Source organism: Enterococcus dongliensis, assembly GCF_031927985.1.
Classification (GTDB): Bacteria; Bacillota; Bacilli; order Lactobacillales; family Enterococcaceae; genus Enterococcus_A; species Enterococcus_A dongliensis.
In genome coordinates this window covers 23,538-42,734 of record NZ_JARPZC010000007.1, presented here as the reverse complement: position 1 = coordinate 42,734, position 19,197 = coordinate 23,538, and the positions used below count along the sequence as shown (strand labels likewise).

General features: G+C 39.7%; 21 protein-coding genes. 19 read left to right on the top strand and 2 right to left on the bottom strand.

Translation table 11 applies throughout. The features are described from left to right. Positions 1–23: 23 nt before the first annotated feature. The 13 genes from rplO to truA all read left to right on the top strand — a co-directional run bounded on the left by rplO (position 24) and on the right by truA (position 8,974). Positions 24–464 (top strand): 50S ribosomal protein L15, encoded by a 441-nt coding sequence (rplO, locus tag P7D84_RS06820; protein ID WP_137603760.1) that lies wholly within the window; start codon positions 24–26, stop codon positions 462–464. After that, entirely contained in the window at positions 464–1,765 is a 1,302-nt protein-coding gene (secY, locus tag P7D84_RS06815; protein WP_137603759.1) for a preprotein translocase subunit SecY, read from the top strand. The genes rplO and secY overlap by 1 nt, the downstream gene beginning before the upstream one ends. Positions 1,766–1,913: 148 nt before the next feature. Next, on the top strand, positions 1,914–2,561 hold the full coding sequence (locus tag P7D84_RS06810; RefSeq protein WP_137603758.1) for an adenylate kinase: 648 nt from the start codon (positions 1,914–1,916) through the stop codon (positions 2,559–2,561). Positions 2,562–2,734: 173 nt separating this feature from the next. Beyond that, entirely contained in the window at positions 2,735–2,953 is a 219-nt protein-coding gene (infA, locus tag P7D84_RS06805; RefSeq protein WP_010742771.1) for a translation initiation factor IF-1, read from the top strand. A 33-nt stretch (positions 2,954–2,986) separates the two neighbouring features. Further along, positions 2,987–3,103, top strand: coding sequence for a 50S ribosomal protein L36 (rpmJ, locus tag P7D84_RS06800; protein ID WP_010742772.1), 117 nt, complete (start codon positions 2,987–2,989; stop codon positions 3,101–3,103). Positions 3,104–3,121: 18 nt separating this feature from the next. Beyond that, positions 3,122–3,487 (top strand): 30S ribosomal protein S13, encoded by a 366-nt coding sequence (gene rpsM, locus P7D84_RS06795; RefSeq protein ID WP_010747198.1) that lies wholly within the window; start codon positions 3,122–3,124, stop codon positions 3,485–3,487. Positions 3,488–3,511: 24 nt separating this feature from the next. Next, positions 3,512–3,901 (top strand): 30S ribosomal protein S11, encoded by a 390-nt coding sequence (gene rpsK, locus P7D84_RS06790; protein WP_016179483.1) that lies wholly within the window; start codon positions 3,512–3,514, stop codon positions 3,899–3,901. A 79-nt stretch (positions 3,902–3,980) separates the two neighbouring features. Then, a complete protein-coding gene (locus P7D84_RS06785) occupies positions 3,981–4,919 on the top strand; it encodes a DNA-directed RNA polymerase subunit alpha (RefSeq protein WP_010742775.1) in 939 nt (312 codons plus the stop codon). Positions 4,920–4,946: 27 nt separating this feature from the next. After that, positions 4,947–5,327: a 50S ribosomal protein L17 gene (gene rplQ, locus P7D84_RS06780; RefSeq protein ID WP_137603757.1), complete on the top strand. Its 381-nt coding sequence runs from the start codon at positions 4,947–4,949 to the stop codon at positions 5,325–5,327. A gap of 253 nt (positions 5,328–5,580) precedes the next feature. Next, positions 5,581–6,417, top strand: coding sequence for an energy-coupling factor ABC transporter ATP-binding protein (locus tag P7D84_RS06775; RefSeq protein WP_311805692.1), 837 nt, complete (start codon positions 5,581–5,583; stop codon positions 6,415–6,417). Beyond that, entirely contained in the window at positions 6,393–7,262 is an 870-nt protein-coding gene (locus P7D84_RS06770) for an energy-coupling factor ABC transporter ATP-binding protein (RefSeq protein WP_311805690.1), read from the top strand. Before P7D84_RS06775 ends, P7D84_RS06770 begins: the two co-directional genes overlap by 25 nt. Then, on the top strand, positions 7,252–8,049 hold the full coding sequence (locus tag P7D84_RS06765) for an energy-coupling factor transporter transmembrane component T family protein (RefSeq protein WP_137603754.1): 798 nt from the start codon (positions 7,252–7,254) through the stop codon (positions 8,047–8,049). The genes P7D84_RS06770 and P7D84_RS06765 overlap by 11 nt, the downstream gene beginning before the upstream one ends. 178 nt (positions 8,050–8,227) lie before the next feature. Beyond that, positions 8,228–8,974 carry a tRNA pseudouridine(38-40) synthase TruA gene (truA, locus tag P7D84_RS06760; RefSeq protein ID WP_311805688.1) on the top strand — a complete coding sequence of 249 codons (747 nt, stop codon included), beginning with the start codon at positions 8,228–8,230 and terminating at the stop codon, positions 8,972–8,974. Between the two features lie 94 nt (positions 8,975–9,068). Here the strand turns inward: truA and P7D84_RS06755 are convergent, their stop codons facing one another. Together P7D84_RS06755 and rpmB are read right to left on the bottom strand one after the other, a co-directional pair. Next, positions 9,069–11,663 (bottom strand): YfhO family protein, encoded by a 2,595-nt coding sequence (locus P7D84_RS06755; protein ID WP_311805686.1) that lies wholly within the window; start codon positions 11,661–11,663, stop codon positions 9,069–9,071. A gap of 373 nt (positions 11,664–12,036) precedes the next feature. Further along, entirely contained in the window at positions 12,037–12,225 is a 189-nt protein-coding gene (gene rpmB, locus P7D84_RS06750; protein WP_010747188.1) for a 50S ribosomal protein L28, read from the bottom strand. Between the two features lie 322 nt (positions 12,226–12,547). Between rpmB and P7D84_RS06745 the strand changes: the two genes are divergently transcribed. The 6 genes from P7D84_RS06745 to rnc all read left to right on the top strand — a co-directional run bounded on the left by P7D84_RS06745 (position 12,548) and on the right by rnc (position 19,125). Beyond that, the gene (locus tag P7D84_RS06745; protein ID WP_137603751.1) at positions 12,548–12,910 is read left to right on the top strand and encodes an Asp23/Gls24 family envelope stress response protein; all 363 of its coding nucleotides are present in this window, start codon (positions 12,548–12,550) and stop codon (positions 12,908–12,910) included. A gap of 29 nt (positions 12,911–12,939) precedes the next feature. After that, positions 12,940–14,622, top strand: a complete 1,683-nt coding sequence (locus tag P7D84_RS06740; RefSeq protein ID WP_311805684.1) for a fatty acid kinase ATP-binding subunit FakA — start codon at positions 12,940–12,942, stop codon at positions 14,620–14,622. A gap of 106 nt (positions 14,623–14,728) precedes the next feature. Continuing rightward, positions 14,729–16,762 (top strand): ATP-dependent DNA helicase RecG, encoded by a 2,034-nt coding sequence (gene recG / locus P7D84_RS06735; RefSeq protein ID WP_311805682.1) that lies wholly within the window; start codon positions 14,729–14,731, stop codon positions 16,760–16,762. An 86-nt stretch (positions 16,763–16,848) separates the two neighbouring features. Then, positions 16,849–17,850 (top strand): phosphate acyltransferase PlsX, encoded by a 1,002-nt coding sequence (plsX, locus tag P7D84_RS06730; RefSeq protein WP_311805681.1) that lies wholly within the window; start codon positions 16,849–16,851, stop codon positions 17,848–17,850. A gap of 117 nt (positions 17,851–17,967) precedes the next feature. Next, positions 17,968–18,213 carry an acyl carrier protein gene (gene acpP / locus P7D84_RS06725; protein WP_137603798.1) on the top strand — a complete coding sequence of 82 codons (246 nt, stop codon included), beginning with the start codon at positions 17,968–17,970 and terminating at the stop codon, positions 18,211–18,213. Positions 18,214–18,429: 216 nt separating this feature from the next. Then, a complete protein-coding gene (gene rnc / locus P7D84_RS06720) occupies positions 18,430–19,125 on the top strand; it encodes a ribonuclease III (protein WP_137603747.1) in 696 nt (231 codons plus the stop codon). The last annotated feature ends 72 nt before the right edge of the window (positions 19,126–19,197 follow it).

The following is a 19,197-nucleotide window of genomic DNA, read 5'->3' as shown; positions in this document are numbered from 1 at the left end:
AATCTAAGGAGGTGCCCAATATAATGAAACTTCATGAATTACAACCTGCTGAAGGTTCACGTAAAGTTCGCAACCGCGTTGGACGTGGTACTTCATCAGGTAACGGAAAAACAGCTGGACGTGGTCAAAAAGGACAAAAAGCTCGTTCAGGCGGTGGTGTGCGTTTAGGTTTTGAAGGTGGTCAAACTCCTTTGTTCCGTCGTTTACCAAAACGTGGATTTACTAACGTGAATCGCAAAGAATATGCTGTAATTAATTTAGATGTCTTAAATCGTTTTGAAGATGGGTCAGAAGTAACACCTGTTGCTTTAGTTGAAGCTGGAATCGTGAAAAACGAAAAAGCTGGAATCAAAGTTCTAGGAAACGGATCATTAGATAAAAAATTAAACGTTAAAGCAGCAAAATTCTCTAAACATGCTCAAGAAACAATTGAAGCTGCCGGTGGTTCAATCGAGGTGATCTAATGTTCAAACTTTTAAAAGATGCATTCAAAGTTAAGAACATCCGATCACGGATTTTATTTACCGTTTTAGTCTTATTAGTTTTTCGGTTAGGTGCTCAGATCACCGTACCGGGAGTAGATGCACGTGGGTTGCAAGGATTGAGCGAAATGCCATTTTTCAGAATGCTGAATATGGTGAGCGGCTCAGCTATGCAAAACTTTTCGGTCTTCTCAATGGGGGTTTCTCCATATATCACTGCTTCAATTGTTATTCAGTTGTTGCAGATGGATATCGTTCCTAAATTTGTCGAATGGTCAAAACAAGGGGAAGTCGGTCGTAAAAAGTTAAATCAAGCAACGCGCTATTTAACTTTAGTCTTGGCTTTCATTCAGTCGGTGAGTATCACTGCTGGATTTGACTATTTCGCTCAATTTGGTTTCGTGCCAAACCGTAATGTTCAAACGTTCGTCACAATCGGTCTCATTCTTACAGCTGGTACAATGTTTGTGACTTGGCTGGGAGAACAGATTACTGAAAAAGGAATCGGAAATGGAGTATCGATGATTATCTTTGCGGGGATCGTTTCACGATTGCCACAAAGTATCAAAGATGTCTATGATGATTATTTTGTGAACATTGATCCTAGTGATCTTTGGAAATCAATTATTTTTGTTGTAATTTTACTTGTCGCTATTGTGTTGATTATCTTTTTTGTTACGTATTTTCAACAAGCGGAAAGAAAAATTCCGATTCAATATACAAAACAAGTCGTGGGCGCTCCAACAAGCAGTTATCTACCATTAAAGGTCAATGCTGCCGGAGTAATTCCAGTTATCTTTGCCAGCTCATTTATTGCAACACCAAATGCGGTGCTGCAAGCATTAGCTAGTAAATATAGTGCGGAAGGCTGGTATGATGTTTTAACGAAATTATTTAGTTACAACACGATTCCAGGTGCTGCGATTTATACGGTTCTGATTGTTGCATTTACCTTTTTCTATGCCTTTGTTCAGGTTAATCCTGAAAAATTGGCAGAGAACTTACAAAAACAAGGAAGTTATATTCTGCGTGTAAGACCGGGTAAAGGAACAGAAGAATATGTTTCTGCAATTTTAATGCGTTTGAGTGTGGTGGGCGCTATTTTCTTAGGTCTAATCGCTTTGATCCCGATTATCGCGCAGATGGTTTGGAACTTGCCTCAATCAATTGGTTTAGGTGGTACAAGTCTACTGATCGTAGTAGGGGTTGCGCTTGAAACGGCAAAACAATTAGAAGGACTCATGTTGAAACGACGTTATGTCGGATTCATGGATGGAGAGTAGATTCGTGTGTTGAGGGATTTCCTCAACGCCGTTCTCACTTTTTAAATGAATTGAATATCGGTTTCAACTTGATTAAGTTATAAAGAATGAAAATGGAAATTATTTTTAAACAAATGATTTCTTTGGTAATAATCTAGGAGGGAAAGCAATGAACCTGATCTTAATGGGACTGCCAGGGGCAGGAAAAGGAACACAAGCAGAAAGAATTGTTGCAACGTACAATATTCCACATATCAGCACGGGGGATATGTTCCGAGAAGCAATCAAAAACGAGACAACACTCGGATTGAAAGCAAAATCTTATATGGATGCAGGGGATTTGGTCCCAGATGAAGTTACTAACGGTATCGTGAAGGAACGCTTAGCCCAAAAAGACACTGACAAAGGGTTCTTATTGGACGGATTCCCTCGTACTTTGGATCAAGCCAAAGCATTAGCTGAAATGCTGACGGACTTGAACAAAAAGATTGATGCTGTGATTGACATTCAAGTAGCAGAAGAAGTATTAGTTGAACGTTTGGCAGGACGTTTCATGTGCCGCAATTGTGGTGCGACTTATCATAAAATCTTCAACCCTACGAAAGTAGAAGGAACTTGTGATCGCTGCGGGGGTCATGAGTTTTACCAACGCGAAGATGATAAGCCAGAAACTGTTAAAAATCGTTTATCTGTTAATGTTAAAAATAGTGAACCTATTTTAGCTTATTATGATGAAGAAGGTCTGTTGTATCCAGTGGATGGAGATCGTGAAATTGATGCCGTATTTGCGGATGTAGAAAAAATTATCGAAAAATAATTTGCCTACCGACTTGAGATGCAGTTTATCTTGCCAAGTTCGATGTTTTATGATAGAATTTGTCAGTCTGACTTCTAGCTTTTTGGAAGTTAACTTTAGAATTAGGGTGGGAACTGCAGTTTCCGCCATTTTATCGTGTGAAAATGCGAAACAACTACAAGGAGGTACTCTGCGTGGCAAAAGAAGATATGATTGAAATCGAAGGAACAGTCGTCGAAACTTTGCCGAATGCAATGTTTAAAGTCGAATTGGAAAACGGACACGAAGTTCTTGCGCACGTATCTGGTAAAATCCGGATGTATTATATTCGAATCTTACCTGGAGACAAGGTTACAGTTGAACTTTCTCCATATGATTTGAGCCGTGGTCGTATTACCTATCGCTTTAAGTAAGTTGTACTCCGTAAAACTTCAGGAGGTATAATCATGAAAGTAAGACCATCAGTAAAACCAATGTGTGAACATTGTAAAGTAATTCGTCGTAATGGACGTGTTATGGTGATTTGCCCAGCAAACCCAAAACATAAACAACGTCAAGGATAATTGGAGGTGTAATTAAGTATGGCTCGTATTGCAGGAGTAGATATTCCTCGTGATAAACGCGTGGTAATTTCACTTACTTATATTTACGGTATTGGAAATACTACAGCGAAACAAATTTTAGCCGATGCAGGTGTTTCTGAAGATGTTCGTGTACGTGACTTAACGAACGAACAAACAGACGCTATCCGTGCTGAAGTTGATAAATTAAAAGTTGAAGGCGATCTTCGTCGTGAAACTAACTTAAACATCAAACGTTTGATGGAAATCGGTTCTTACCGTGGAATCCGTCATCGTCGTGGCTTGCCTACACGTGGACAAAACACTAAGAACAACGCTCGTACACGTAAAGGTCCAGCTCGCGCTATTGCCGGCAAGAAAAAATAATTAGTGAAGGAGGTTTAAATCTTCATGGTAGCAAAGAAAGTCAATCGTAAACGTCGTGTGAAGAAGAATATCGAAACAGGTATCGCTCATATTCATTCGACTTTTAATAATACAATCGTCATGATTACTGATGCAAGCGGTAATGCCGTAGCATGGTCATCTGCAGGTTCGTTAGGGTTCAAAGGTAGTAAAAAATCAACTCCTTTCGCTGCTCAAATGGCTGCTGAAACTGCAACAAAAGCTGCAATGGAACATGGATTGAAAAGTGTTGAAGTAACTGTTAAAGGACCTGGTTCTGGTCGTGAAGCAGCGATTCGTTCATTGCAAGCAACTGGTTTAGAAGTAACTGCAATTCGTGACGTGACTCCAGTACCTCATAATGGATGCCGCCCTCCAAAACGCCGTCGTGTTTAATGAGTGCCCAACTCTATGAGTTTTACAGGAACGTCATTGAACAAGACACTTTTCGTTTTGAAAGGGGTAAAAAACAAGAATGATTGAATTCGAAAAACCAAGAATCACAAAAATTGATGAAGACAGAGATTATGGCAAGTTCGTTGTTGAACCTCTGGAAAGAGGTTATGGAACTACTTTAGGTAATTCTCTACGTCGTATTCTACTTTCTTCTTTACCGGGCGCTGCCATTACAAATATTCAAATCGATGGGGTGCTACACGAATTTTCAACCATCAAAGGTGTAAGAGAAGACGTTGTACAAATCATTTTGAATATTAAAGGTTTAGCGTTGAAATTATTCGCTGAAGAAGAAAAAACCCTTGAGATCGATATTACTGGACCAGCTACGGTAACTGCCGGCGATATTATCGTTGACAGTGACGTTGAAATCTTAAATAAAGATATGTACATTTGTACTGTTTCTGAAGGTGCGACATTCCATGCCCGCCTAACAGTAAAACCTGGTCGCGGCTATGTTCAAGCAGACGAAAATAAAAAGGAAGATATGCCAATCGGTGTCCTTCCAGTTGATTCTATCTATACACCAGTTCGTAAAGTAAACTATCAAGTTGAAAATACGCGGGTTGGTCGTCGTGATGATTTCGACAAATTAACGATGGAGATTTGGACTGATGGATCGATCATTGCTCAAGAAGCATTGAGTCTTGCAGCGAAAATTTTAACCGAACATTTAGATATTTTTGTAAATCTTACTGATGAAGCGAAAAACGCTGAAATCATGGTTGAAAAAGAAGAAACACAAAAAGAAAAAATGTTAGAGATGACCATCGAAGAACTAGACTTGTCTGTACGTTCGTATAATTGTTTGAAACGTGCCGGAATTAATACGGTTCAAGAATTGACGAATAAGTCTGAACCTGAAATGATCAAAGTACGTAATCTAGGCCGTAAATCACTTGAAGAAGTGAAAGCCAAATTACATGATCTTGGGTTAGGACTACGTAAAGACGATTAATATTGTTGACAAAGGAGGGAAACCTACGTGAGTTATCGTAAATTAGGACGCACATCTAGCCAACGTAAAGCAATGTTGCGTGACTTAACAACTGACTTAATTATCAACGAACGTATCGTAACGACAGAAGCTCGTGCGAAAGAAGTTCGTTCAACTACTGAAAAGATGATTACCTTAGGAAAACGCGGGGATCTTCATGCACGTCGCCAAGCTGCAAGCTTTGTACGTAATGAAGTCGCTGATGTTCGCGAAGAAAACGAAGCAATCGTTGTTGAATCTGCATTACAAAAATTATTCAATGACATCGCTCCTCGTTACGCTGAACGCCAAGGTGGATACACTCGTATCTTAAAAACTGAACCTCGTCGTGGCGACAACGCCCCTATGGTTGTTTTGGAACTTGTATAATAATCACTCTTCACTTTATAGATGATTCTTTTAGAGTGTTATGATGTTGGAGATTTTCTCCGAGTCTAGCTCAGCGCCGCTTCCCAGATTGACTGGGAAGCTGGCACTCATCATAAAGTGTTTTTTTATACCCAAAAATACTGTCAAGACAGATAGGTATACAAAAGCATTTTATTGAGTAACAAGGATTGATAAAACGTGGCTTTTTTGCTAGTCTTAGTACATATTTGCAAAGAAGTGGAAAGGTGTAACCATGGAGCCAATTATTGAGATCAATCAAATTGAATTTAGTTATCAAGAAGAAGCGGCACCTGCATTAAAAGATGTCAGCTTTTCAATAAACAAAGGTGAATGGATTGCGATTGTGGGGCATAACGGCTCAGGAAAATCGACCTTAGCCAAGACAATCAATGGCCTTCATTTACCACAAAAAGGAACAGTAACAGTTGGTGGGATGAAACTATCTGAAGAATCTGTTTGGGATATTCGCCGAATGGTAGGGATGGTTTTTCAAAATCCTGATAATCAATTCGTTGGTGCAACGGTGGAAGACGATGTAGCTTTTGGTTTGGAAAACCAAGGAATCGAGCGAAGTGAAATGCAGCATCGGGTTCAAGATGCATTAGAAAAAGTCAAGATGCAGGATTTTGCGACCCGAGAACCGGCACGTTTATCTGGTGGGCAAAAACAACGGGTAGCAATCGCAGGTGTAGTAGCTTTACGCCCAGATATTATTATTTTAGATGAAGCGACAAGTATGCTAGATCCCGAAGGACGCGATGATGTTATCTCGACGATTCGAAAAATCAAAGAAGAGAGTGAATTGACTGTTATTTCGATTACTCATGATATTGATGAAGCAGCTAGTGCTAATCGGATTTTTGTGATGAGAGAAGGCGAGCTGTATCAAGAAGGGACACCGGATGAGATTTTTTCTGCTGGTCCGAAACTAGTCTCGCTAGGATTAGATCTCCCGTTTCCCGAGAAATTGAAAGCGGCATTAAAAGCTCGTGGAGTAACTGTACCAGCGGATTATTTAGATGAGGAAGGGATGATGGACTGGTTATGGACATCCGTTTTGAAAAAGTAAGCTACGTTTATCAACCGAATACCCCTTTTGAACAGCGTGCTCTTTACGATATTGACCTAAATATTCGCGAAGGATCTTATACAGCTCTAGTGGGGCATACAGGTAGTGGAAAATCGACTCTTTTGCAACATTTGAATGCGTTATTAAAACCAACGGATGGACAAGTACTCATTGGAGATAGAAAAATTACACCAACGACAGACAATAAGAATTTAAAACCCGTTCGTAAAAAAGTTGGTATCGTTTTTCAATTTCCTGAGGCGCAGTTGTTTGAAGAGACAGTCGCAAAAGATATCGCGTTTGGTCCAAAAAATTTTGGTGTTAGTGATGAAGCTGCACAAGCCTTGGCAAAAGAGAATTTAGAATTGGTAGGTTTGTCGGAAGAATATCTTGAGCGTTCGCCTTTTGAGCTTTCTGGAGGCCAGATGCGACGTGTCGCAATTGCTGGTGTATTAGCAATGGAACCGGAAGTTTTAGTCTTAGACGAGCCAACAGCAGGCTTAGATCCCTTAGGTCGTAAAGAAATGATGGAAATGTTTTGGCGTTTGCATCAAGAAAAAAAGATGACAATCGTTTTAGTTACCCATTTAATGGATGATGTGGCAAATTTTGCTGATTATGTCTATGTTTTGGAAAAGGGCTATGTAGTGAAAAACGGCGATCCTCAATCAGTGTTTGCTGACGTTTCTTGGTTAAAAGAAAAACAATTAGGAGTTCCTCAAGCCAGTGCATTCGCAGAAAAAATGCAAGCACGAGGGGCAAATTTTTCTAAATTACCGCTAACCGAAAATGAATTAGCTGATTGGATCGTAAAAGTCGCAGGAGGTCCTGCTCATGATGAATAAATTGATTTTTGGCCGTTTTATTCCAGGAGATTCACTGATTCATCGATTAGATCCACGAGCGAAATTGGTTGCCAGTTTCTACTTTATTGGAATCATCTTTTTGGCAAATAATTGGCAGAGTTATTTATTTTTAGCAGTATTCACTATGATCGCCGTTTTTCTATCAAAGATAAATTTAAACTTTTTTCTAAAGGGTGTCCGGCCGTTGATTTGGCTGATCATTTTTACAGTTGCCTTGCAGGTACTATTTACTCGTGGCGGAACGCTGTATTGGTCGTGGGGCGTCTTTAGCCTTTCTTCCTATGGAATCCAAAACGGATTGTTCATTTTTTGTCGCTTTGTTTTGATTATTTTCATGTCGACACTATTGACATTAACAACTCCCCCATTATCGATGTCTGATGCCATTGAATCACTGCTGAATCCGTTAAAAAGAATTCATTTGCCAGTTCATGAGATCGCACTGATGCTATCGATTGCTTTGCGCTTTGTACCGACATTGATGGATGAAACGGAAAAAATTATGAATGCTCAGCGGGCACGTGGGGTTGATTTTAATGATGGCAATCTAGTTCAAAAAGTTAAAGCGATTGTACCATTACTGATTCCACTGTTTGTCAGCAGTTTTAATCGAGCAGAAGATCTAGCTACTGCCATGGAAGCCCGCGGGTATCGTGGTGGTGAAGGACGCAGCAAATATCGAAAATTACAGTGGTCTTCACGTGATACAAGTATCATCGTCGTTTTTGGGTTAGCCACAGTCGTGTTGATTTTTTTACGTAGTTAAGCTTGGAGTGATCCAGGCTTTTTTTGTTTAATCGTCTTGAATGGACATAAAAATAAAAATTTCTCAGCAGCTGTGCCTATTGAAGTTAGATGAGGATCCAGCACAGCGCGTTGGATTCTAGTCAAAAAGCTGTTATAATGACTCCGGCAGAATTAATTTTTGGTTTAAGGAGAAAAAAATGGTTAGATACAAAGCAGTGGTTGCTTATGATGGTACACGGTTTAATGGATTTCAACGCCAACCGAATGGTCGAACAGTCCAAGAGGAAGTTGAAAAAACGTTGCAAAAAATGAACAATAATCAACCAATCACTATTTTTGGTTCAGGACGGACTGACGCGGGAGTTCATGCAATTGGGCAAGTGATCCATTTTGATTATCCGCAGGAACGGCCATTAGAACGAATGCGTTTTGCTTTAGATACACAGACACCAGAAGATATCGCGGTCTCATCCGTGGAGATTGCTCCAGATGATTTCCATGCCCGCTATCACGTGGTAGAGAAGACGTATCATTTCAAAGTGCAAATTACTAAACCACGGAGCCCGTTTCGTCGCTACTATGCGGCATATTATCCTTATCCGTTAGATATCACGTTGATTCGTCAAGCATTGCCTGATTTATTAGGGACTCATGATTTTACTTCTTTTTGTGCAAGTGGTGGTTCGATTGAAGATAAAGTTCGGACAATCTATCAGGCAGAAGTGGAACTGGATGAATCGGGAACGGAATTGACTTTTATTTTTCGGGGGAATGGTTTTTTGTACAAAATGATTCGAATTTTGGTGGGGACGTTATTAAAAATCGGGAACGGTCGTATCCCGGCTGATAGTATCCCGGAAATCATTGCGGCAAAAGATCGAAATCTGGCTGGACCGACAGCACACCCAGAAGGTCTTTATTTAGTAGAAGTAAAATATGAATAAAAAGTGAAGGGTCGTTTGTAAAAGAAAACTCTCGCTGTAAAAGAATCCAAAGCAAAAGAAGAAGAAAATCGATCATCGATTTTCTTCTTCTTTTTTAATGGCGATGGGTTTTTTTAGGTTTGATTATTCTTAGGTAGAGGATGAATAATCCGATGGATAGAATAAACGAGATTCCACCAATGATAAAACCTTTCGGCAAATAACTAAAGGTCACCTTGTGTTTGCCTTTTGGTAAATGGATGCTGACAAAGGCATCTTGAAAGGCTTTGGTATCTACTTTTTTGCCATCAATCTTGGCTGTCCATCCTTTATCGTAAGGGATGGTCGTAATGAGTGTCTGCGCTTTTTTAGCAGTCACTGTCCCTTCTGCACTGCGTTTACCAATCTTCATATCGACACCATTAGCTTTGATTTTTTCGATGGCTAAATGATAGGCGACAGTATCTAACGCTAGCACTTGCGGATTTTGGAAGCTGATTGAGCTAGTTCCATAGAAACTAGCAGTAAAAGTAACAATCGTGGCTTTTTGATAATAGCCTAGATCATAATACTGTCCATTGATACCGATTTGTGCTTGACGCGTTTGTCCATTGGCTGTAACCGTTGCGGTTGAACTTTCTAGCTCTGAGAAATTATAAGGATAAAGACTCAAATACGCTTGTGTATTTGCTGGAACTTGGACTTTCCAAGTGACATCTTTTGAAACATTGTTTTGTTTTTCCGTAATAGTCGTGATCATCCCAGAGTTAGTGACAGTAGCATTTTTCGTAGCTGTTTGTGTCATTGGCAAAAATTGAAAATAACGGAACTGTTCTTGTGACAAAGCATTGAACAACTGTGTCTGGGTTCCGAGATTATCATTTGGCAGAGCAGGCAATTTATCGATACTTTTTGGAGCCATAAATGCTAATGGCAGGGCATAATTATTTTCAAACAGATTGTATCCACCAGCGCTAGCGGTTTTAGTGAAGCCGTATTTATTTAGGTTCTTCGTTTTAGCGAGGTTGTATTTGATTCCAGTAAAAGCATCTGCTAACAATGTATTGTTTTGGTAACGGATGTTTAGACTCGTTCCTCTCGAACGAAACCCTAACTGATCCATATAGCCAGAAGAATGGCGGTTGCGAATCGAAGAAAACATGCTGATACCGCTGTATCCGTAATTGAATGAATCGTTTGCTGAGACTGGATCGAGATTTTCTAGACGATAAAAATGGTCGTTTTCCGCTTTGGTTTTATCGACTAAGGTTTTAATCGATGGATAAGGCTCGGTATAAAGACTACGAGAGGCGTAATTCCAATCTTTCAAAATCCCGTGTACCATAAAATCACTATTGATTGTTGCTTCCGCAGACATCGCGACTAAAAGCAGCAGGCTGAGTGTTTTCACAGGGAATTTATTGAAGTGATAACCGGTCAAAAGAATCGCATAACCTGCTAAAAAACCAATTGTGATATAAAGGGAACTGTTTTTTAGATAAGAATAATCCTTTCCTTTCATCCCCCAAAAAATCGCAAAAGAGGCGATCAGCAACAGACATGCGGCTACTAGTTGCAGCACATTTTCACGAGTTAGTTTTTCCCAGCCCCAGGCAGCTAGTGTAATCACTAAAAATGAAAGCAGGTAGGCATAGCGAAACAAGAACATATTGGGAGCATGCATACCGTGCCAGAATAAGTTCAGTGGCTGGATATAAAAACTAGCAAGTAAAATCGCTGCAATCATTCCATAAAGAAGTTTGTTTTTCCAAGGAATCTTCTTACAAATAAAGAAAAACAAGCATAAGACTAATGGGAAAAGTCCAATGTAAATAAAGGGAATCGAGCCGTATTTTGTTGTATCGTATGAACCAATCAGATTTTTTGCAATAAAATCCCACCAATTCGTTGCTTCGGTTTTAAAAGTCGTGATTTTAGTCAATTCTTCCCCGTTTGCTCGCAGATCCAATAGTGACGGTAAAATCATAATCATTGAAGCAAAACCAGCTAACAACGAGGTGATTCCATAAGGAAGGATACTTTTTTTATATGTTCGCCAATTTGTTAATAAACGTGCGACAAAATAGAGTACCGAAAAAACACCAATCATAAATCCCATATAAAAACTTGTCAAAAACAACATTAAATAGGAAACAAATAGTACAGTTGGTTTTTTCATGTCCATCACGCGATTAATCCCTAAGATGACCAAAGGCAAATAGACGAAGGCATCTAGCCACATGATAATCTCTGAATGAGCGATGGTAAAGGACATCAACGCGTAAGCGACACTCAGTGCCACTTGTGACCAATTCGGCAATTTGAAACTGCCCTTAGCATAAAACCAAAATGCTAATCCGGCTGAACCGATTTTCAACAGGGTTAAAAAATATAAGGCATCAGGCATCAATTGATTTGGAAAGAAAATGACTAACGGGGTGAAGAAGCCGCCGAGATAATACGAGATTAACGACAGATAATTGAGCCCCATTGAAGCATTCCAACTATAGAAAAGTCCTTGCTTACCTAACAGCATATTTCGAAAACTAGCATGGAAATTCGAAAATTGTGAAAAGGCATCACTGGCCAAAATACTGCGACTAGATCCGGGATAAACACCGATAGTCAAATATACGAGAGCCATCAGTATAAGAGGCAAAAAAAAGCTCGCCAATATATACCAACGGTTTTTTTTAAGATAGTTTTTCATATAAAAATCACCAAACTTCTTTCAACAGACTATCCAAATTTTACCATAGAAAGAATAAAATATTGTGAAAGAGCTATGAAACGCAAACGAATATTTAAAAATCAAAAATGAGTATGGCAGTAATCAAAAAAAGTGATGACGTTTATTTGTGTTATTTATAAAATAATCGGCAGGAAACTAGCATAAAACAGCAAAAAAATAGCTGGGAATCTCCTAGCTTATTTTTTATATTGCTAACATGTATCAGTTGATTTCTCAGCAAAAAATATTCATAAGAAAATTGTTTGAAAAGAAGCGTGATCAGCATGTGTAGTTGTTTTGGGTGCACAAAAAAACCGCTCGTAATCGAACGGTTTGACTTGATTGGATAATATTAAACGCGCTCAACTTTTCCAGATTTCAAAGCACGAGTTGAGACCCAAACTTTTTTAGGTTTTCCGTCCACTAAAACGCGAACTTTTTGTAAATTAGGTTTTACAGTACGTTTTGTAGCGTTCATAGCGTGAGAACGGTTATTTGCACTTCTTGTTTTACGACCAGTAAAATAGCAAACTTTTGCCATATGATGTTTCCTCCTTTTGCCTTGATATTGGAGCGCTTCTTTGGCTCATACTAAAATAATTTAGCATAGATTAACAAGTTTAGCAAGTGAATTTTTTTAGAAAGATTGACATTCAAAGGATTTGCGGGTAAATTATATTCTGTTAGCGTAAAAATTTTTAATAAAAGTTTTGATGCAGGGAAGTTGGCGGGAATTTGCGGCAAGCAGGGAGTGCCCTATCAGCAAATCGCAACGGAACTTTCTTTTATTTGTCATAGGGCTATGATAAACTATTATAGTAGAAAAAATGGGCGAATACGCCTATTTAAGGAGGCTAACAACTATGGCTGTGAAAATCAATACACAGGCTGGTATGATCGAAATTTCAAACGACGTCATCGCGACGGTTGTCGGCGGTGCAGTTACTGACGTGTTTGGTATCGTCGGTATGGCTAGCAAAAATCAAATCAAAGACAATATTACAGAGATTTTAAGAAAAGAAAATTATTCACGTGGCGTTGTTGTGCGTCAAGAAGAAAATGGGATTGCAGTAGATGTTTACACAATCATCAGCTATGGCACGAAGATCTCAGAAGTATCACGCAATGTTCAAGAAAAAGTGAAATACAATTTAGAAACGATGCTTGGTGTTACAGCCAACTCAGTGAATGTCTATGTTCAAGGTGTGCGTGTTCTGCCTGACTAAAGGCAGCGTTCTTAAGGAGGACTAAGTAAGTGAAGGTAACAGAAATCAGCGCGAGTCAATTCCAAGAAATGGTAGAGGCTGGCGCTAAACGTCTGCAAGTCAATGCAGAATATGTCAATTCATTAAATGTATTTCCAGTACCAGATGGTGACACTGGAACGAATATGAACTTATCCATGACCAGCGGCGCGACTGCTGTTGTCAACTCTGCTTCAGAAAAAGTCGGAGAATTAGCCAATGTTTTAGCTAAAGGATTACTGATGGGTGCACGAGGAAACTCTGGCGTTATCTTGTCACAATTGTTCCGCGGTTTTTCTAAAGCAATCTTAGAAGTCGAGACTTTGAACGCAGAAGATTTAGCAAAAGCGTTCGTTCACGGAGTAGAAACTGCCTATAAAGCAGTTATGAAACCGGTAGAAGGAACAATTTTAACTGTGGCACGTGAATCAGCAAAAGCTGGAGAGCGCAAAGCAAAACAGACAGATGACGTGATCGAAGTGATGACGGCAGTTGTTCAATTTGGGAAAAAAGCATTGGATAAAACACCAGACATGCTGCCAGTTTTGAAAGAAGTTGGCGTGGTCGATAGTGGAGGTCAAGGGTTGTTGTTCATTTATGAAGGCTTTTTAAGTGCATTAAATGGTGAATTCCAAGCAGATGATACTTATGAACCAAGTCCAGCTGAAATGGACGAAATGGTCAATGCCGAACATCACCGCAGTATCCAAGGCCAATTAGCGACAGAAGACATCAAATTTGGTTATTGTACAGAGATTATGGTCCGTTTAGGTGAAGGTCCCACGGTGGACAGTCAATTCGACTATGATACTTTCCGAAACTATTTAGATGGTATCGGTGATTCATTATTAGTCGTCAATGACGACGAAATCGTTAAAGTACATGTTCACACGGAACATCCAGGCGAAGTCATGAACTATGGCCAAAAATTCGGTGCATTGATCAAAGTGAAAGTCGATAATATGCGTCTGCAACATGAAACAATCTTGGAACATGACGAAAAAGCGACAGCAGTAGAACAAGTACCTGTTCAACGCAAACCGCAAGCAGTCATTGCAATCGCAGCTGGTGAAGGCGTGCAAGAATTGTTCAAGAGCCTTGGAGCTGATTTTGTTATCAGCGGAGGTCAGACGATGAATCCAAGTACAGAAGATATTTTAGAAGCAATCAAAGAAGTACATGCGGATCAAGTGATCGTTTTGCCGAATAACAAAAATATCTTTATGGCTGCCGATCAAGCAGCAGAAGTTGCAGATATTCCTGTCGTAGTTGTGCCAAGTAAAACAGTCTCTCAAGGAATGACAGCGATGTTGGCGTTCCATGGTGATCAAAACTTGGAAGACAACAAAATAGCAATGACTGAAATGTTAGAATCAGTCGTTAGTGGACAAATCACTAATGCAATCCGAGATACAGCAATCGACGGGGTAGAGATCCACGAAGGCGATTACTTAGGCATGATCGATGGAAAAATCGTTCTTTCAGAGGCAGATAAATATCAAGCGACCTTTGATACTTTGAAAAAAATGATCAACGACGATATCGAGATTATTACGATCATTGTCGGTGAAGAAGGCACGCAAGCAGAAGCTGAAAAATTAAGTGAAGCAATCGAGGCGAGCTATCCTGACCTAGAAGTTGAGATTCACGAAGGAAATCAACCAGTCTATCCATACTTGCTCTCAGCAGAATAGTCTTATAAAGTCGAAGTCGGGAATCTTTTCCCGGCTTTTTTTGCCAGTTCATTATGAATAAGTTTTTTGATACTTAAATTGATGTTAAAAAGGAGGCTAGCAATCAATGGCAATCCAAGAATCTGTATCTGTTCTTTCCGGTGTCGGACCCAAACGAGTACAAACATTGGCTGAATTGGGAATTGTAACGATTGAAGATCTGATGAGTTATTACCCGTTTCGTTATGAAGACATTCAAGAAAAAAATCTATTAGAAATCAATGATCAAGAAAAAGTCACGTTGAAAGGTGTGATCGTCTCAGCACCTGTCATCAGCCGTTTTGGCTATAAAAAAAGTCGATTACAATTCCGGATGATGCAAGATCATGCCGTTTTTATGGTTTCCTTTTTCAATCAACCTTATTTGAAAGATAAAATTGAAGTGGGAGAAGAATTAGCAGTTTATGGAAAGTGGGATGCAAAACGCAAGGCATTGACCGGGATGAAGATTTTAGGCGGTAAACAGACGGAAGAATATGCCCCCATTTACCATGTGACTAAAGCAATCCGCCAAAGTACATTGGTTGATTTAATCAAAGGAGCATTTGATAAATTTGGCGAACAGGTGACAGAAAACTTGCCAGAGTATTTATTAGAAAAATATCGGTTGATGCCGCGAAAACAAGCGATGCGAGCGATGCATTTCCCTAAAAATCCTCACGAGAGTCAGCAGGCTAAACGACGAGTGGTTTTTGAAGAATTTTTTCTGTTTCAAATGCAAATGCAAGGGCTGAAGAAAAAAGAACACAGTGAAAAAAATGGCCTGGCGATTCGTTATGATGTAGCACGTTTAAAACAATTCACCCAAAAACTGCCCTTTGAATTGACAGACGCGCAAAAACGAGTGACCAATGAAATTTGTTATGACTTACGTAGTAAAAAACATATGCAGCGCTTGTTACAAGGAGACGTAGGAAGCGGAAAAACAGTGGTGGCAGCAATCGCCTTATATGCTGCGATGACGGCAGGGTTTCAAGGTGCACTGATGGTGCCGACAGAAATTTTGGCGCAACAGCATTTAGCCAGTTTGAATCAATTATTTGATCCTTTAGAAGTAACGACTGCGTTGTTGACGGGTTCAACGAAAATGAAAGAACGACGAGCAATTTTGACCGGGTTAAAAAATGGGGAGATCGATGTAGTAATCGGGACTCATGCACTAATCCAAGACGAGGTTCAATTTGCCAATTTAGGTCTGGTCATTACGGATGAGCAACATCGTTTCGGGGTGAACCAACGAAAAGTCTTGCGTGAGAAAGGACTTCATCCAGATGTTTTATTCATGACAGCGACCCCGATTCCGCGGACTTTAGCAATTACAGCTTACGGCGAGATGGATGTGTCAATCATTGATCAAATGCCCGCTGGTCGGATACCAGTCAAAACTAGTTGGATTAAACCCAAACAGTTAGAACATACGCTAGATTGGGCCAAACAAGAATTACAGATGGGTCATCAATTATATGTAATCTGTCCATTGATTGAAGAATCTGAAGCCTTAGATGTAAAAAATGCGACTGAAATCTACAATCATTTAAAAGAATACTATGCTCCAACGTACCAAGTCAGTCTTTTGCATGGGAAAATGAAGAATACTGAGAAAGAGTTGATCATGGAAGAATTCAAAGAGAATCAAAGTCAGATTCTTGTTTCCACCACGGTGATCGAAGTCGGTGTCAACGTTCCTAATGCAACGGTGATGTTTATCATGGACGCGGATCGTTTTGGTTTGGCTCAGCTCCATCAATTACGTGGACGTGTTGGACGAGGTTCAGCGGCTTCTTATTGTATCTTAGTTGCTAGTCCTAAAAATGAATTAGGCAAAGAACGTATGAAAATCATGACTGAGACCAATAATGGATTTGTCTTGAGTGAAAAAGATTTGGAACTGCGAGGACCAGGGGAAGTATTTGGTTTCCGGCAATCAGGATTGCCGCAATTTTTGATTGCTGATCTAGTCAACGATGCCAATGTATTAGAAGTGGCACGGGATGAAGCAGATCAGATTTGGCAGATGGATGATTGGCAGAAACAACCTGCTTTTGCCCCGTTAGCTCAGGCGTTGCAACCAACTAAAAGCGGTGAAACATATTTTGATTAGTGTGCTATACTGTAGAAAATTAAACGATGAATAGTTTTGAAAGATAGAGTGAATTCATTGAAAAGGAAAAAGGAGAGAATTTTTTCATGAGAATTGCTGTAGACGCAATGGGTGGAGATTTTGCCCCAAAAGCGATTGTTGAAGGTGTAATGCTGGCCCAAAAAAATCACCCAGACATTGAGTTTCAATTGTACGGAAAAGAAGAGGCGATCCGCCAATACCTTACCAACGAAGAAAATATTAAAATCATCCATACAGATGAGAAAATCAACAGTGAGGATGAACCTGTCAAAGCGATCCGTCGTAAAAAAACTGCGTCGATGGTTCTAGCCGCTCAAGCGGTCAAAGAAGGCAAAGCTGATGCGGTTTTTTCAGCTGGTAATACAGGAGCGCTATTAGCAGCCGGCTTATTTGTCGTTGGTCGAATCAAAGGAATCGAACGTCCAGGCTTGATGTCGACGTTGCCAGTTTTAACTGGTGATAGCGGATTTGATATGTTGGATCTAGGTGCTAATGCTGAAAATAAAGCGGAACATCTCCAACAATATGCGATCTTAGGTTCATTTTATGCAAAACATGTTCGTGGGATAAAAAATCCCCGCGTTGGTTTGTTGAATAATGGAACGGAAGAAACTAAGGGCAGCGAGTTGACTAAAGAAGCTTTCAAATTATTACAAGCAGAAGAAAGTATCAATTTTATCGGAAATGTGGAAGCGCGTGAACTATTAAACGGCGCTGCTGATGTTGTCGTGACAGATGGATTTACTGGAAATGCAGTATTGAAAACAATCGAAGGAACAGCGATGGGGCTGATGAATTTGATTAAAGGAAGTATCAATGAAGCTGGCGTCAAAGGTAAATTTGGAGCATTGATGCTAAAAGATACTTTATATGGCTTGAAAGATAAATTGGACTATTCTGCTCATGGAGGAGCAGTATTGTTTGGATTGAAAGCACCTGTGATCAAAACCCACGGATCAACTGGTCCGGAAGCAGTTGCTAATACGATTGACCAAATCCATACGATGTTGGATACGAATGTCGTAGGGCAATTGGTCCAGTTTTTTGAGACACCAAAAGACGAATAAGCCTCCGATCATTTTACTGAAAAAGGTAGACAAAGAGGTCAAACACCAGTAAAATGAGTGATGACCTTCTGGTAAGACATAGACGAATATTAGTTGATCAGGTGGAGGTGAATGTTGTTGACTCGTGAAGAAGTATTTAGCCAAGTTGCTGAAATCATTTCAAATCACTTTGAAATCGATAAAGATAAGGTAACACTAGAATTGAGTATCAAAGACGACTTAAATGCAGATTCAATCAGTATCATGGAATTTGTTTTAGAATTAGAAGATGAATTCGGAACAGAGATTTCTGATGAAGATGCTGAACAAATTGAAACAGTTGGAGCGGCAGTTGATTACATTATGAAAAACAACCAAGCTTAACATAAAGTACACCAGCTAAAGCTGGTGTACTTTTTTGTTTCATATCGGCGGATTTCAATAATTCTCGTCTAAAGATACATCAGAGTTCATAATCTCTTCTGAAAAAAAGCCAACGATTCTTTGAAAATTTCTTACTATCACGACTTCTGATTTAAAATTTATGGAAAAAACAGTATAATAAGGCGTGATGGAAATCTCAAAAAAAGGAATGAGCCCATGGATACACAGTTAGTCAATGAATTGAAAGTAAATTACGGCATTGTTTTTCACGATGTCAACTTATTGGAACAGGCGTTTACCCACTCGTCATACGTGAATGAACACCGTAACATGAACATTTCGGATAATGAACGGTTAGAATTTTTAGGGGACGCTGTCTTAGAAATTCAAGTATCGGACTATTTGTATCATCATTACCCAAACTTACCGGAAGGCCGTTTGACGCGTCTGCGTTCAGCGATTGTCCGGGAAGAAAGTTTATCAAAATTTGCAAAAGAATGTCATTTTGATCATTATATTCTACTAGGAAAAGGCGAAGAAAACTCCGGTGGGCGTGATCGTGCAGCACTTTTATGTGATTTATTCGAAGCTTTTTTAGGCGCGTTGTATTTGGATCAAGGCTATGATACGGCATTACACTTCATTCAAACCGTTGTTTTTCCTAAAATCGAAGCCGGTGTCTTTACGCGAGAAATGGACCATAAGACTCGGCTGCAAGAAGTCTTGCAAAAAGGCGGCGATGTGTCGATTGATTATCGTTTAGTGAATGAAGAAGGACCGGCTCACGATCGGATCTTCACGATCGAAGTATCGGCGGACAATCAAGTGATTGGTTCAGGTCAAGGGAAATCTAAGAAATTAGCCGAACAAGATGCTGCAGAAAAAGCTCTGACAAAAATTGCTGCAAAGTAGTCTTTCCTAGATAGAAGGAAATGAAGTATAAGAAGAAATTCTTTATCTGCCTGGCGAAACGAATGGCTCTGC

Excerpts from the sequence above, each read along its gene's own strand:
- P7D84_RS06775 (WP_311805692.1), top strand. The coding sequence starts at position 5,581 with ATGGAGCCAATTATTGAGATCAATCAAATTGAATTTAGTTATCAAGAA.
- rplO (WP_137603760.1), top strand. The coding sequence starts at position 24 with ATGAAACTTCATGAATTACAACCTGCTGAAGGTTCACGTAAAGTTCGC.
- P7D84_RS06745 (WP_137603751.1), top strand. The coding sequence starts at position 12,548 with ATGGCTGTGAAAATCAATACACAGGCTGGTATGATCGAAATTTCAAAC.
- plsX (WP_311805681.1), top strand. The coding sequence starts at position 16,849 with ATGAGAATTGCTGTAGACGCAATGGGTGGAGATTTTGCCCCAAAAGCG.
- rpsK (WP_016179483.1), top strand. The coding sequence starts at position 3,512 with ATGGTAGCAAAGAAAGTCAATCGTAAACGTCGTGTGAAGAAGAATATC.
- P7D84_RS06755 (WP_311805686.1), bottom strand. The coding sequence starts at position 11,663 with ATGAAAAACTATCTTAAAAAAAACCGTTGGTATATATTGGCGAGCTTT.
- truA (WP_311805688.1), top strand. The coding sequence starts at position 8,228 with ATGGTTAGATACAAAGCAGTGGTTGCTTATGATGGTACACGGTTTAAT.
- rpmB (WP_010747188.1), bottom strand. The coding sequence starts at position 12,225 with ATGGCAAAAGTTTGCTATTTTACTGGTCGTAAAACAAGAAGTGCAAAT.
- P7D84_RS06770 (WP_311805690.1), top strand. The coding sequence starts at position 6,393 with ATGGACATCCGTTTTGAAAAAGTAAGCTACGTTTATCAACCGAATACC.
- secY (WP_137603759.1), top strand. The coding sequence starts at position 464 with ATGTTCAAACTTTTAAAAGATGCATTCAAAGTTAAGAACATCCGATCA.
- rnc (WP_137603747.1), top strand. The coding sequence starts at position 18,430 with ATGGATACACAGTTAGTCAATGAATTGAAAGTAAATTACGGCATTGTT.
- P7D84_RS06810 (WP_137603758.1), top strand. The coding sequence starts at position 1,914 with ATGAACCTGATCTTAATGGGACTGCCAGGGGCAGGAAAAGGAACACAA.
- rpsM (WP_010747198.1), top strand. The coding sequence starts at position 3,122 with ATGGCTCGTATTGCAGGAGTAGATATTCCTCGTGATAAACGCGTGGTA.
- recG (WP_311805682.1), top strand. The coding sequence starts at position 14,729 with ATGGCAATCCAAGAATCTGTATCTGTTCTTTCCGGTGTCGGACCCAAA.
- rpmJ (WP_010742772.1), top strand. The coding sequence starts at position 2,987 with ATGAAAGTAAGACCATCAGTAAAACCAATGTGTGAACATTGTAAAGTA.
- P7D84_RS06785 (WP_010742775.1), top strand. The coding sequence starts at position 3,981 with ATGATTGAATTCGAAAAACCAAGAATCACAAAAATTGATGAAGACAGA.
- P7D84_RS06765 (WP_137603754.1), top strand. The coding sequence starts at position 7,252 with ATGATGAATAAATTGATTTTTGGCCGTTTTATTCCAGGAGATTCACTG.